We start from the raw sequence: 13060 nt of genomic DNA on the forward strand, positions 1-13060 counted from the left end.
GCCTGCTATGGACTTGCGTCATGGATGGGTGACGACAGACGAGGCCGGCGCCAGGAAAACCCAGGTGCTGGGCGCTTGTACAGCCTGGAACAGCAGACCCGCCCCTGACGTATTCCACCCCGCCCTCACTGCCACGATGGAAGTCCACCTTGCCGGTGCGTGGAGGGGGCCTCGCTGACGTGATCATTCTATTGAGATACTGCCAATGAACCATCCCTTGCTGGTCGAGCTGGCAAGCCTGCTGCCACCGGCCAACCTGATACTGAATGCAGACAGGTTGGCACCACGCCTGCTGGATGCGCGCAAGCGCCTGCGCGGGCAGACCCTGGGCATGGCCTTGCCCAGCAGTGTCGAAGAAGCTGCCATGATCATCACCCGATGTCGGGCGCATGGGGTATCCATCGTTCCACAGGGTGGGAATACCAGCCTGGTCGGTGGCGCCACACCCATGAGCGAAACCAGCCTGCTGTTGGGTTGCGATCGTCTGAAACGGATACGCCAGATAGACCCAGTCGGTTACACCCTGACTGCAGAGGCTGGCTGTGTGCTGGACGACATTCGTGATGCCGCCCAGACCGAAGACCGGCTCTTCCCGCTCTGGCTGGGCTCATCGGGCAGCGCCTGCCTGGGCGGGCTGATCGGCACCAATGCTGGCGGCTTGCAGGTACAACGCTATGGCAATACCCGTGAGCTGGTGCTCGGCATAGAGGCCGTGCTGCCAGATGGGCAGATTTTCCGTGGTCTGCATCCGTTGCGTAAGCGGAATGCCGGTTACGATCTGAAACAGCTCTTTATCGGCGCCGAGGGCACGCTGGGGTTTGTGACGGCGGCAACGCTCAGGCTTTTTCCGCAGGAGCGTGGTCAGGCAGTCGCCATGGTGGCGCTGGACCATGCCGAGCAGGTCCTGGCACTGTTCGATCGGACCAAAGCTGCTGTTGGTGAGGTACTGACGGCCTTTGAGATGATGGACAGCGAGGCCATGACACTGATGGCCAGGCATTTCCCAGTCCTGCAACAGCCGTTTGCCGCTCCACCCCCCTACTCCGTACTGATTGCGCTGAGTGGCAGCCAGAGCGATAGTGTGTTGGCCGAGCGCATGATGGACCTGCTGCTAGCCAGCGGCGGCGAGAATGCCGTACTGGCCCAAGATGGCAGCCAGGCCAAGGCCCTGTGGGCGCTGCGTGAGCATATACCAGCGGCGCAGACCCGCCAGGGGCCGTCAATCAAGCACGACCTGGCATTGCCCATCAGCGCGATACCCGCCTTCATTGCCGAGGCCGCCAGCCTGCTGAAGCAGTGGCTGCCACAGGTGCGCCCGGTGGTGTTTGGCCATGTGGGTGATGGCAACCTGCACTACAACCTGGGCCTGCTGCCAGGGGCAGAGACAGACCAGATAGAGGCAGAAGCCAATGGCCTGCTATTTGACCTGGTTGCGCACTATGGTGGCGATATCAGCGCTGAACACGGCATAGGCCGGCTGCGTATTGCTGCCGCTGATGCGCGCCACGACCCGGTGGAAAGGGCTCTGATGCGTCAGGTCAAGGCCATGCTGGACCCGGCCAGCCTGTTCAATCCCGGCGTATTGTTCTAACACCTGGCGGCAGGTTCTGCTTCCCTATCAGGGTTGCAGGAACTGCCACCAGCACAGCACGATGGCCGCCCATGCAGGCACGGCCAGCAGCATGGCCTGTCCACGGGGTAATGCCTCCGCGCCAGCGGTTTGCAGCCAGAATAGTCGCAGGCTCCATAGCAGGCCCAGCCCCAGCAATGCCAGCTGTGCCACGCCCTTCCATGGCAGCATCAGCCCCATGCCGCGCAGTAATGAGAAGCTGGTGGCTGACAGCCCCAGAATCAAACCCACACCTGCCAGCGGCGTGAGGCAATAGGCCAGTTGCAGGCGTCTGCTGCGCCAATCAGCTTGCAGCGCGCGGGCCGACAAGCCCAGCCAGAACCAGAGCCAGCTCCCCAGCAGGCTGCCGACCAGCGCGATATAGCCCACAATCATGGCGCCATCCAGCCAGCAAAAACTGTCGTTCAGGCTGGGGTAATGCGTCAGCAGCCACCAGGGCACATTATCATCCAGCAGGAACAGACCGGTTTCATGGTCGATCAGCCAGCCCGCCGCAGCCTGCTTGGCCATGACAAAGGTGCTGGTGGCACTCCACTGAAAGGCGCCGATGGCTACTCCTATCATGCCGTACAGCAGCAATAGCACCTCCCAGGGCTGCGCCTGATCGGGCCGCAACTGGGCTATCTCCCGGTTAACGGGCCGGCAGGCCAGTTGCACTGCGTCACGCTGGCCGGCGCAGCGGCCGCACTGATGGCATAAGCTGGCCCCCTCCATGCGGCGTATATCGATTAGGGGGGCACAATTGATGGGAATGGTCTTGCGTGTTGGGCTGGACTCCCAAGCCTGCCGATCTACTGCGTAATGCAAGGGGGCCAAGCGCGCCAGCAGGCCGAACACGCCGCTGACAGGGCACAGGTAACGACACCATACCCGCTTGTTGCGGCCATAAAGATAGCCGACCAGCATGGCGGCCAGGGTGGATCCGCCCAATATCAGCAGCGCAGGCTGCGGGTATTGATACACGCTGATCAATTGGCCATAGACGGTGGTGGCGACAAAGGCGACCAGCGGCCAACCCGGCCATTTCAGCCAGGTGGGAATGCGCCGGCCTCGACCATGGCCACTGGTCCACTCGGTCAGCATGCCTTCAGGGCAGAACAAGCCACACCAGCTCCGGCCCAGCAGCAGGACGGAAACAATGACCCCAGGCCACCAGACACCCCAGAAAACGAACTGCGCAATCCCTGCCATACTGCTGAACAAATGCGACTCGGCTGCTGGTAGCGGCAGCATGGCCGGCACGATCAGCAGCACCGCGTAGACAAGCACGATGCCCCACTGGACTGCCTGGATGAAACGACGATGGGCACGCAGCCAGAGACCCAGGCGTGACAGGGCAGTATCAGCGGGCATGCCTGCCCCACCCCAGCCAGAGCCATACCAGACCCCAATAGCCCAGCAAGGCCAGCAAGGGACTCAATGCCGGGTGCGCCCGGTAGCCGGTGAAACTGGCCAGCAGGTTGCCGGTACGGCTGGCATCATCCAGTAGCCAGCTGCTATCCCAGAGCTCGTCCACCAGGGTGGGCAACCAGCCCAGCATGGTCATTTTCTCGGCAGCCGCCAGCAAGAGCGCACCGCCCAGCAGTAGCAACAGAGCTTCGCTCAATCGGAAGAAATCCCGCCAATGCAGCCAGCGGCCGCCCTGTTGCAGCAGCCAGTAGGTCAGCATGGCCAACATCACAGCCAGCAAGGCGGTCAGGCCTAGCTGCCCCGCGCTTTGCTGGCCCAAGCCCAGGCCGTACAGGAACACCACGGTCTCGGCACCCTCCCGGGCTATGGCCAACGCCGCCAGTAAGGCAATGCCAGGGCCGGCACGCTGTGCCACACCCTGTTGCAAGGCGTGCTTCATTTGCCCGCCCTGCTGCCGCATCCACCCCACCATATGCACGATCAAGCCACTGGCCAGCAGCATCATGGCCAATTGCATCTGCTCTATGGCGCCGTCAGGCAGTGCGCTGAACAAACCCAGCAATGCCGCCGCAAAGGCCAGCGCCATGAACGTGCCGGCAGCAACGCCGGCCCAGAGCCAGCGCAGTTTGTGCGTGGCATCCACCCCCTGGCGCAGCCAGGCGTGCAGTATGCCGATGACCAGCAGGGCTTCGGCGGATTCTCGCCAGAGTATGAACAGAGCTTGAGTCATGAGGCATCAACGGGCTGTGAGGACAAGGCGTCCGGTGTCTGGATGGAATTCATCGATGAACTGATACTGGCCGGGCTTGAGCGGGTTGAGCACCACAAAGGAGCTAGCACCTGGCGCGAGCACCTTCTCCACCCGCAGTCGCAGGTTCTCGAACTCGATTGGGCTTTGCCCGGCATTGCGCAGTACCAGCTTGATGCGCTGGCCTGCCGGCACACTGAGCACCGCCGGACTAAGCCGGCCATGTTCAGCTGTAATGGTGTGGGTGATCAGTTCACCTGCGATACTGGTGCTGGCGGTCAATAGCAGTGCCAGCGCCGTGGCGAGATGGATTGCAGCGTTGCCTGTCATGATGCTTGGTACCTGCCGTGAACTTGAACCTTTGTGAACCTGAACCGCATTCATAGACGGTGACGAGCGCCAGCGAGAGCGGGTGTGTGGATACAAGCCAGCCAGCGCCAGGATTGCCCCTGGTGCCTGCCCATCCCGCCCTCACCCCCCTACTGGAACTCAATAACCGCCCTTCTTGCCTATGCCCGCATAGACAAATGGGTACTTCAGTGTGATGGGGGCAAACCAGGCAGCCACACCGGTTTCCTTATCCACATGGCGCCCAAAATGAGCGTGGCCGCTACCACCCGGTGGCAATATGCGCAGGGTGAGCATGTACTTACCCGGCCCCGCCAGTTTGACATTGTCGCCATAATGCGGCCCGTCGCTGGCCACCATGGGGTGCATGTCGCCCTGTGCAACCGGCTTGCCGTCCGCCCTGCTCAATTGGTACTGCACCTGCAGTCCAGGCACCCAGCTCCCCTCAGGAAAGCCATTGGCGTTATTGGCCAAGGCGCGTATGTCGGCCTCCAGGTGTATATCGGACGCCGCTGCCGCCCGCATCATGCCGGCTGGCTCCATCTGTACGGGTTGCAGGTACACTGCGGCCACTTCGAGACCGCTATGCATCTGCGGTTTACCTATGGGGTATTCCAGCGCCATGGCGCTACCTTGCGCCAACAGCAGGGAGAGTGCGAGCAAGGAGGGGGTGCATCGAAGCATTGCGTTTCCTTTAATGGTATTAATAATCGTTATCAACATTGTGCGTGAACAAAACAATGCCCGCCTTGTCCTGCATCAAGGAAACGTCAGGCGGCGCTAGGGTGGGCCGCCTGCCTGGTAGAAGACTCAGCCTGCCCGACCCACCTGCATGACAGTCTCGCTGGGCGCATCCAGCCCCATGGTCTCAGCCGCCTGCTCCCGCAGCGAGCGCGCAGCGCCGCTCACTGCCAGCCACACCACCTGCCGTTCTTCCTCCTGGCAGTCGGTATGCAGACGCTTCTTCGCCCCCATCTGATTAAGTACCAGATGGGTATCAGGCGTGACACCAACATTGTTCAGGCAGGCACTCACACAGGCGAGCGCGCAACCGTCCAGCGCCAGAATGGGGCGGCCGCTGCGCGCCAGCCTGACCAGTACCGGCACCCCTCCTCCAACCCCGCTGATGCAGGACATCTCAGCCTCACCCTGCCTGTCCAGCGCGACGGCCAGATCATTGGCAAGCTGGGCCACGCTGGAACAACCCGAGCAGGCATAGACCAAGGGGCGGGTACGTGGATTCATGACAGACTCCTTCAATCAGAGAGGTAACGGCGGCGTAGCCAGGCCGGTCGCTCAGTCGCGTCCAACCAGTTTTTGACGATCAAGCCCAACTCGGTGTCGCCGCTGATCTTCAGGCGGCGCTGAAAGAACAAGGTGTCTGCATCCATCTCACCCTGCAGCATGCTGAAAAAGTCGGCCGCGCTCGCGCTGAGCTCCAGATCCACCTGGGTATCCCAACTCGGCCTGAAACTGCCGTGGCGGCAGCAGAACAGGCAGCGCAGGCCCAGATCCGCCACCTCGATGGCGAAGCGTTTGCCTTCCAGCTCAACAGGAGGAAGCAGCCAATTGAGATGGCGTGCCACCAGCAGGCCTGCGGTAAAGTGCAGTGACAAGAATGCGGGGGGTAATCGCCTACCTAGCGAGACCAACAGCGCCGGTGGCTTGGGCAGTTTGAGCATCATGCCTCCTGCCCCAGCCAATCGATGCCGGCCTTGCCATGCCAATAGCCATTGCAGCGGCGCATGCCCGCGGGTAGCGGGATGGGCAATGCTGCCCTGCCCTGCCGCCACTGATGCAGGGCAGCGATAGCATCCAAAGTGCCCCTGGATTGCGGGCTGATACGCAAGACCTCGACCCCCATGTCGCGCAGGTCATCGGCTTGTTCCAGCAGATCCAGGCACTGTGCCGACTGGGTCTGGATACCGTTGATTGCCAGAAAGTCACCTGCTTCCTGGGTGCGGAGTGCCAGGCCGTCGGGATAGTCGATGCAGCGAAAACCGCAATCATCCTTGCGCAGATGAAAATGCCGGGCCGTAAAGCAACGCGCGGAAAAAGCCAGCGGCATCCTGCCCCATACCATGACCTCGGCCTGTAATCCTGCTGGGCGTTCAGTCAGCAGGGTTCGCAGGTCGGCCTGGCTCATTTCCAGCGGAGCGACAAAGCGCTTGGCCCCTTGCCCAGCCAGCCAAGCCAGGGTTGCGCCATGGTAGGCATTGAGATGCGGGCCCGCCACAAAGGGGCGGCCGGCAAGGCTGCGTATGGCGCCGACCTCGCCGACCTCGATCATGAATTCCTCCTGGGCGGCCAGGCGCTTGATCTGGGCGACCTCGGTACTGGTTTCCACCAAGGGGGGAGAGGAGAGGATGACCACCTTGCCGGCAGCACGGAGCTCACCCGCCAGGGCCAACCAGTCGGCTGCGCGCAATTCGTGCCGCCTGCTGCAGACAGTTTCACCAAGGTAGACGATATCTACCGGGCTACGCCCAACCTGTTCATAAAAGTCGAGCGTGGTCTGCCTGGGCCAGTAATAGAGCAAGGGGCCCAACGAAATCTGGCTGGATATCATTTCCATGGTCGGTCGAATGCCCCTTGGGTAGTTTGCGAACCTTCTGCATGCCGAGACAGGCTGGCCTGCCAATCAGGCCTGACCACATAGCGGGCAGGTGCCAGGTTGGCGGCATTGATGGCTGCCCGCAGCGTGGCAATAACCTGCGCCACATAAGCCGGGCTACGTTGGCGCCCCTCCACCTTGATGGCCTCCACCCCCATGGCCGCCAGGCGCGGCAATAGCCCCAGCGCATTCAAACTGGTGGGTTCTTCCAGCGCATGGTCAAACCGGCCCTCTACCTCAAATCGGCCTTTGCACAAGGTTGGATAGGCAGCCGGTTCGCCAGGGGCATAGCGATCAATCAGGATGCCGTTCAGGCGGGCATCGAGCTGGCCGCCGATTTCGCTCCAGCGCACCGCGTGGGCCGGCGAGCACACACCCTTGTTATTGGGCGAGTCGCCGGTGGCAAAACTCGATAGCAGGCAACGACCCTCGGCCATCACACATAGGCTACCAAAGCCGAACACCTCGATTTCCACCTGGGTCTGGCGTGTCACCCGCTCGATTTCCTGCAGCGTGAGTACCCGGGGCAGTACCACCCGCTGAATATTGAACTGCTCGCGCATCAGCTCAATCGCATCCGCATGGGTAGCCGAGCCCTGCACCGATAGATGCAGGCGCATGCCCGGGTAGCGCTCGTGGGCATATACCATCAGCCCCGGGTCGGCCAATATCACGGCATCAGCACCCAGATCGTGCGCTGCGTCCACGGCATTGCGCCATTCCTGAGTCCGGCCAGGCTGGGGGAAGGTGTTGATGGCAAACAGCACCTTGCGCCCTAGCGCATGGGCATGTTCGACACCGGTGCAGATATCCGTTTCGCTGAAGTTCAGGCCGGCGAAGTTGCGGGCATTGGTGGCATTCTTGAGGCCAAGGTAGACCGCGTCTGCCCCTGCCTCCAGCGCTGCTTTCAGCGCAGCCAGGCTACCGGCCGGCGCCACCAGTTCCATGGGGGGAGGTAGATTGTTCATGCGGCCAAGTCTAGGCAGCGCGGACATGCCGCGCCTTAACGCATATCAAGTCTTTGCCAGTTGCACATAGCGGGACAATACATAGAGCAATAGTGCCCCAAGGCTGGCCTGCGACACGGCGAACAACAGGCCGGCAGGCAGGGCAAGCTTGGCCGGGGCGATGGGCAGCATCAAGAGGCATAGCCAGGCAAACAGAACCAGCATCACCTGTATCCACTGCAAGGCCGGTGGCAGTAGCGTTTGCATGGCGGGCACCCGTACCTGGGCAGGCAGTTGCCGCCGCAGATGCAGCCACACAAGAAAGGGAATGATCTTGCCCAGCATGGCATTGATGGGCAGCACAGCCCCACCCACCAGTATCAACACCCCTAGCCACCAAGCTATAGGCCAATCCGCAGGCAGCACCCCTTCCAGCAGGCCCAACACGGCGGCCAGCCACCAGGACAAAGCGGCGACACACCATAGTGGCCAGGCCACATCGTGCTTACGCTTGGCTTTGAGGGTCGCATAAAGCAGCAGGCAGCCCAGCAGGCACAAGCCCAGCCAGCACAGCGAGCGCCAGGTAGACCGCAGGCCTGCCAGCTCCAGCAAGCCCAGCGCCAGCGGTAGCCAGATCAGCCCCGGCAGCAAGCCTGACAGGCGCGCGTCCAGCTTGGGGGTCTGCCAGAACATGGGCAGGACGGTAGCCGCGACACCCGCCAGCAAAACTGCCAGCCACCCGCCTGCCCCCCAAGCCACATGCAGATCCAGCACCGATTTCAGGGGCAAGCCCCAGCCATAGGCCAGCGCGCTGGCCAGTGCTGTACCCAGCAGCACGGTTGCCAGCAAGGCCCAGGCTATCCAACGCAGCACGCGAGTGCTGGCATTGGTGGGAATGACTTGCCAGCCAGCCACCACAAGTGCGATCACCACACTGCCCACACCGATGGTCGCCATGGCACCGCCAAGGATAAAACCCATAGGGCTGCCACCCAGGAACCCCCAGACCAGGCCGCCTGCCGTGCCCACGCAGCAAGGCGCCACCAGGGGTGCCAGCCAGCGGGTGGCCGGCACCGGTACGCCAGCCAGCACAGGAAAGAGTTGGAACAAAGCCCCCAGCATCACCGGCAATAGCATGCCCAGGGCCAGCACATGCACCAAGCTCAAGCTGAGCGGCGCAAAACGGTGCGGCAAACCTTCGACTGGCCCCAGCGCCAGCAGCAGACCCGCCACCATGCCGAGCCATGGCGCTGGCAGCAGGCAGCCGAAAATCACGCCGGGCGATGGCGCCAGATGGAAGGCAAGGTTCCTGGGGGTGTTCATGTCGTACAGCTGGCGTGGGTATGCGCCAGCAGCGCGCCCAGATCCCCTATATGTGCGCGACACATGGGGTAGAGCACCCCTTCTTCCTTGGCATTGTGTTGCTGGATAAAGATGAACAGGGTATCGAGTTCAGCCTGCAGGGCGGCATAGTCTTCTGCCAGCAGCAGGCTGCGGCAGTTCTCCAGCAGATCCCGCATGGCGTAGTGTTCGTCGCGCATGACCTCGGTGGGCCCATGCAGCAGGCCGGTTGCAGATTCAAAGGCCGGAAACAGTACGGTTTCCTCCAGCTCAAAATGCGCCAGCATGGCCTGCTCGGCCTCGTGAAAATAGCGCTGCCCGGTATATAGGTCGCGCTGCTGCACGGCAGCCTCCAGCCTGGCAAGCAGGTCGTCACATTCGTGATGTTGGAAGATCAGGCGGGTAATGGCATCAGACATGGCGGCAGCACCGATAGGAGAGTACTGCCCATGCTAGGCCGCTACGACACCCGCTGCCTTGACCTTGGGCAAGCAAGTGGGCGTCGGCGGGACCAGCTTGATCTCCATCAAGGGTCTGCGTACTACCCGCAAACGCGCCGGGCTAGAGGGCCATAATGCAGTTCTCAACAGCCCCAAACCCACTGAAAGCCCACGCAACGCACAAGCCAGGCATCACTGAAACATGACCGACCCAGTAGAACGACACTCCCTGCTTGAGGATGTACAAGCCCTGCTGATAGGCACCTTGTTGGTGGCCTTGTCGGTATTGCTGCTGCGTCAATCCAGCCTGTTGACGGGCGGCACGGCGGGGCTGGCTTTCCTGGGCCACTACTTGAGCGGCCAGCCCTTCGGCCTGGTGTTCTTTGCGCTCAACCTGCCCTTTTACCTGTTTGCCTGGCGAGCCCTGGGGTGGGTATTTACCCTCAAGACCTTTGCCGCAGTCAGCCTGCTTTCGTTCTACAGCGAATGGCTGCCCAGCCTGATACATCTTGATCACTTGAACACAGCCTTCTCGGCGGTGCTGGCTGGCTTGTTGGCAGGTACGGGACTGTTGATGCTGATACGGCACCGGGCCAGCCTGGGTGGGCTGGGCGTGCTGGCGCTTTACCTGCAGGAGCGTCATGGCTGGCGGGCCGGCAAGCTTCAGATGGCTGCCGACTGCCTGATATTGCTGGGTGCCCTGCTGGCATTGCCGGCAGCCGGTGTGCTGCTGTCTATCCTGGGCGCCATGGCCATGAATATGGTGATTGCGATCAATCACCGACCTGGGCGCTACATCGGCATGTAGGCGTTGGTGGAAGACCTGCCGGCCGGACGCGCAAGGGGGCGGATAATCGAGACGATTGCCAGCCCCTCAAGGCGCCGCCATGTCGCTGATCCCGTGCTCCACGGCATAGACCGCCACCTGCACCCTGCTGGTCAGATTGAGTTTCTTCAATATGTTCTGCACATGGATCTTGACCGTACTCTCGGCCACATCAAGGTGGCGGGCGATCTGCTTGTTACTTTCGCCACGCGCCAGGCACTGGACTATCTCACGCTCCCGAGTTGTCAGCTTATCCCGTTCGGCAGGCAGAGGCGCCGCAACCGGCACCGACTGTGCCCTGAATTGCGCCACCAGCTTGGCGGTCATGCTGTCGGCGATGACCGGCTCGCCACGATGAGCCTTGCGTATGGCGGTTGTCAGCGCCTCCGCCTCGATATTCTTGATCAGATACCCTCGCGCACCATCGCGCAATGCCTGACCCAGCTCATCAGCCTCTTCCGACACCGTCAGGATGATGATGGCAGCCGTCGGTACATCCTGCACCAGCAACTGTAGTGTCTCCAGCCCGGACAAGCCCGGCATGTTCAGGTCAAGCAGAATCACATCAGGATGGAACTCCTTGGCGCGCTTGATGCCTTCTATGCCGTCTGCGGCTTCAGCCACCACCTCCAGATCAGCTTCGCGTTGCAAGAGCTGGCGTACGCCAGAACGAAACAAGCTGTGGTCATCTACCAGCAAAATACGAATGGTCATGGTCTATCCAAGTGTATGAAATCAGGCTGCCTGGCGGGCAGTCTGCGGCAAAACCAGCTTGACACTGACCCCTGCCCCAGGGCGGGCATCCAATACCAAGGAGGCATTCAGGCGCTTGGCGCGCTCTTGCATGATATGCAGACCTACGTGGCGCTCGCCACGCTCTGCCACTTCAGCGGGCTCATAGCCGCGCCCATTGTCGCGTATCACCATCTCGAAATCCCGCCGGTTGTTGATTTCGACCGTCGCCTGGCTGGCCTGCGCGTGCTTGCGTATGTTCGACAGCGCCTCCTGCAAGATGAACAGCACCTGCAACTGCTGTTCCGGCGGCAACGGCGCGCCCTCCAACTCGTCTACCTGCAACAGTACTGCCATGCCGGTCTGCCTGCGAAAGCGGGCAATGGTATCTTCCACGGCAGCCAACAAGGCGCCCTGACCCAGCTTGCTGCGGAAGTTGAGCAGCAGCTCGCGCACGTCCTGATAGCTCTCATCGACGCCCGTCCTTAGCAAAGGCACAATTTCTCGCACCTCCTTGAGGTCTTCCCGGCCCAACGCTGAGTCCAGCATCTGCAGCTGCAGATTCAGGAAGTTCAGGCCCTGCGCAATACTATCGTGCAGGCCCTGCGCAACCAGGTTGCGCTCCTCCGCCACCGCCAACTGGCGGGCCTTGGCGCTGAGACGGCGATTATCGAGCGCCACCCCCAGGTGCTGCCCCAAGGTCTCAAGCAACTGCGCCTCGGCTGCCGGCACCTCGTGGGTATTGCGAAAATGCAGTGAGAAGGAGCCCAGCACTTCGTCACGCGTCACCACCCGGAACACAGCCAGCCCCTTAAAGCCATCCTTGGCGCAATGGAACGCCTCCGGCTGGGGTAGCTTGCGGAAGTCGCGTATCACAACCACGCCCTGCTTGGTGGCCTCGCCACAGAAACAGGCATCCACCTTCATGCAGTGTTCTGTCTCCTCCAGTGCCTCGGACAGGCCTTCGGAGACCACCATGTGCAGCTTCTCGCCCATGGGGTCGATAACGCGAATGCTGCCGCCATCGGCATTGAACTGTTGCATTACCCGCTGCAAAAAGCCATGGCAAAGGGTATCAATGTCTGTAGGCTGGTTCAGAAAGGCGGCCATGTCATAGAGCGCGCCAAGCTCGCGATTCTGGTTGGCCAGCTGTGCCGTTTTTTGCTGCACCCGGTCTTCCAGCTCGCGGTACAAGCCTTCCAATTCATCTGCCATGCGGTTGAAGCCATAGGCCAGCACGCCAAACTCGTCTCGACTTTCCACTGGCAGCCTCACCCCGAACTCCCGCGCCGTCATGCGGCGCAGACCCTCCTGCAGATGCAGCACCGGCGAGATAATCCATAGATACAGCAGGTAGATCAGTGTCAGCGTGCCAACGCAGGCGATACCCAGCAAGACGGCCTGGGACATGCGCAGCAATGTGGTCTTGCCGGCATTGTCCGTTTCTATCATCTGTACCAGGTGGTCGGCCTCTTGCACGAAGACAGGCAAGGCGCGCAAATAGGCCGTGTGGTCACGACCTTGCAGGGTAGACTCGGCAGCCGGCTGCAACTGAGTCATCCAGGTACGTTCCACCAGTTGCATCTGCGCCCGAATTGCCGCGTCATTCGGCAGAAACAGCGGGCGGGACGGCACCCCACGCTGCAGGCGGGAGAGCGTATCTCGCTGGGCCTGCAACTCGGCATGCCATTGTGCCGGCCTGGCATCGCTGGCCTGCAACAGCTCGATACCTACCCGGTTGGCGCGCATGCGCAAACTGCCGGCATCATTGATTGCAGCCCCCGCCCCTTCAAGCTGCCAGGAAAGCCATAAGGTCCAGCCTATCATGCTCAATACCACCAGCAGCGCCAGCAGGGCGCTGGCCACAATACGCGTCGACAGCCTGTCCCGCAGGGCGGGCTGATCTACCGAGTCGGCTATCTGTGCATCCGGTCTGTTCATCGACTTGATCCCGTTCAAGGCATGCTGAACTGCCCTGCGCTATTCTGTTTCCCAGTCTGCTCGGGCAGACTAACTATTCCAAC

Annotated in this window: 14 protein-coding genes; 2 read left to right on the top strand and 12 right to left on the bottom strand. The window is 61.7% G+C overall.

The features are described from left to right. Positions 1-205 precede the first annotated feature (205 nt). Positions 206-1591, top strand: coding sequence for an FAD-binding oxidoreductase (locus tag V7714_RS05875; RefSeq protein WP_335708878.1), 1386 nt, complete (start codon positions 206-208; stop codon positions 1589-1591). 27 nt (positions 1592-1618) lie between these two features. Here V7714_RS05875 and V7714_RS05880 read toward each other — a convergent pair whose 3' ends face one another. The 10 genes from V7714_RS05880 to V7714_RS05925 all read right to left on the bottom strand — a co-directional run bounded on the left by V7714_RS05880 (position 1619) and on the right by V7714_RS05925 (position 9457). Continuing rightward, positions 1619-2983: a 4Fe-4S binding protein gene (locus tag V7714_RS05880; RefSeq protein ID WP_335708879.1), complete on the bottom strand. Its 1365-nt coding sequence runs from the start codon at positions 2981-2983 to the stop codon at positions 1619-1621. Beyond that, positions 2973-3770, bottom strand: coding sequence for an FTR1 family iron permease (locus V7714_RS05885; RefSeq protein ID WP_335708880.1), 798 nt, complete (start codon positions 3768-3770; stop codon positions 2973-2975). Before V7714_RS05885 ends, V7714_RS05880 begins: the two co-directional genes overlap by 11 nt. Positions 3771-3776: 6 nt before the next feature. Then, positions 3777-4118 carry a cupredoxin domain-containing protein gene (locus V7714_RS05890; RefSeq protein ID WP_335708881.1) on the bottom strand — a complete coding sequence of 114 codons (342 nt, stop codon included), beginning with the start codon at positions 4116-4118 and terminating at the stop codon, positions 3777-3779. Between the two features lie 159 nt (positions 4119-4277). Next, complete coding sequence (locus tag V7714_RS05895) at positions 4278-4820, bottom strand: iron transporter (RefSeq protein ID WP_335708882.1); 543 nt, start codon at positions 4818-4820, stop codon at positions 4278-4280. A gap of 126 nt (positions 4821-4946) precedes the next feature. Then, positions 4947-5381, bottom strand: coding sequence for a putative zinc-binding protein (locus tag V7714_RS05900; protein ID WP_335708883.1), 435 nt, complete (start codon positions 5379-5381; stop codon positions 4947-4949). A gap of 11 nt (positions 5382-5392) precedes the next feature. Further along, a complete protein-coding gene (ubiT, locus tag V7714_RS05905; RefSeq protein WP_335708884.1) occupies positions 5393-5821 on the bottom strand; it encodes a ubiquinone anaerobic biosynthesis accessory factor UbiT in 429 nt (142 codons plus the stop codon). Beyond that, positions 5818-6711: a U32 family peptidase gene (locus V7714_RS05910; protein ID WP_335708885.1), complete on the bottom strand. Its 894-nt coding sequence runs from the start codon at positions 6709-6711 to the stop codon at positions 5818-5820. Before V7714_RS05910 ends, ubiT begins: the two co-directional genes overlap by 4 nt. Continuing rightward, positions 6702-7718 (bottom strand): ubiquinone anaerobic biosynthesis protein UbiU, encoded by a 1017-nt coding sequence (gene ubiU, locus V7714_RS05915; protein WP_335708886.1) that lies wholly within the window; start codon positions 7716-7718, stop codon positions 6702-6704. Before ubiU ends, V7714_RS05910 begins: the two co-directional genes overlap by 10 nt. 45 nt (positions 7719-7763) lie before the next feature. Continuing rightward, positions 7764-9020 (bottom strand): hypothetical protein, encoded by a 1257-nt coding sequence (locus tag V7714_RS05920; protein ID WP_335708887.1) that lies wholly within the window; start codon positions 9018-9020, stop codon positions 7764-7766. After that, entirely contained in the window at positions 9017-9457 is a 441-nt protein-coding gene (locus V7714_RS05925) for a hemerythrin domain-containing protein (protein ID WP_335708888.1), read from the bottom strand. The genes V7714_RS05920 and V7714_RS05925 overlap by 4 nt, the downstream gene beginning before the upstream one ends. 223 nt (positions 9458-9680) lie before the next feature. Between V7714_RS05925 and V7714_RS05930 the strand changes: the two genes are divergently transcribed. Further along, on the top strand, positions 9681-10286 hold the full coding sequence (locus V7714_RS05930; protein WP_335708889.1) for a YitT family protein: 606 nt from the start codon (positions 9681-9683) through the stop codon (positions 10284-10286). A gap of 66 nt (positions 10287-10352) precedes the next feature. Here V7714_RS05930 and V7714_RS05935 read toward each other — a convergent pair whose 3' ends face one another. Both V7714_RS05935 and V7714_RS05940 read right to left on the bottom strand, forming a co-directional pair. Next, on the bottom strand, positions 10353-11018 hold the full coding sequence (locus V7714_RS05935) for a response regulator (RefSeq protein ID WP_335708890.1): 666 nt from the start codon (positions 11016-11018) through the stop codon (positions 10353-10355). A 21-nt stretch (positions 11019-11039) separates the two neighbouring features. Continuing rightward, positions 11040-12977, bottom strand: coding sequence for a type IV pili methyl-accepting chemotaxis transducer N-terminal domain-containing protein (locus tag V7714_RS05940; protein ID WP_335708891.1), 1938 nt, complete (start codon positions 12975-12977; stop codon positions 11040-11042). Between the last annotated feature and the right edge of the window lie 83 nt (positions 12978-13060).

The organism is Chitinimonas sp. JJ19 (assembly GCF_036961565.1).
Lineage (GTDB): Bacteria > Pseudomonadota > Gammaproteobacteria > Burkholderiales > Chitinimonadaceae > Chitinimonas.

Coding starts and splice junctions, on each gene's coding strand:
- V7714_RS05875 (WP_335708878.1), top strand. CDS start 206: ATGAACCATCCCTTGCTGGTCGAGCTGGCAAGCCTGCTGCCACCGGCC.
- V7714_RS05880 (WP_335708879.1), bottom strand. CDS start 2,983: ATGCCCGCTGATACTGCCCTGTCACGCCTGGGTCTCTGGCTGCGTGCC.
- V7714_RS05885 (WP_335708880.1), bottom strand. CDS start 3,770: ATGACTCAAGCTCTGTTCATACTCTGGCGAGAATCCGCCGAAGCCCTG.
- V7714_RS05890 (WP_335708881.1), bottom strand. CDS start 4,118: ATGACAGGCAACGCTGCAATCCATCTCGCCACGGCGCTGGCACTGCTA.
- V7714_RS05895 (WP_335708882.1), bottom strand. CDS start 4,820: ATGCTTCGATGCACCCCCTCCTTGCTCGCACTCTCCCTGCTGTTGGCG.
- V7714_RS05900 (WP_335708883.1), bottom strand. CDS start 5,381: ATGAATCCACGTACCCGCCCCTTGGTCTATGCCTGCTCGGGTTGTTCC.
- ubiT (WP_335708884.1), bottom strand. CDS start 5,821: ATGATGCTCAAACTGCCCAAGCCACCGGCGCTGTTGGTCTCGCTAGGT.
- V7714_RS05910 (WP_335708885.1), bottom strand. CDS start 6,711: ATGGAAATGATATCCAGCCAGATTTCGTTGGGCCCCTTGCTCTATTAC.
- ubiU (WP_335708886.1), bottom strand. CDS start 7,718: ATGAACAATCTACCTCCCCCCATGGAACTGGTGGCGCCGGCCGGTAGC.
- V7714_RS05920 (WP_335708887.1), bottom strand. CDS start 9,020: ATGAACACCCCCAGGAACCTTGCCTTCCATCTGGCGCCATCGCCCGGC.
- V7714_RS05925 (WP_335708888.1), bottom strand. CDS start 9,457: ATGTCTGATGCCATTACCCGCCTGATCTTCCAACATCACGAATGTGAC.
- V7714_RS05930 (WP_335708889.1), top strand. CDS start 9,681: ATGACCGACCCAGTAGAACGACACTCCCTGCTTGAGGATGTACAAGCC.
- V7714_RS05935 (WP_335708890.1), bottom strand. CDS start 11,018: ATGACCATTCGTATTTTGCTGGTAGATGACCACAGCTTGTTTCGTTCT.
- V7714_RS05940 (WP_335708891.1), bottom strand. CDS start 12,977: ATGAACAGACCGGATGCACAGATAGCCGACTCGGTAGATCAGCCCGCC.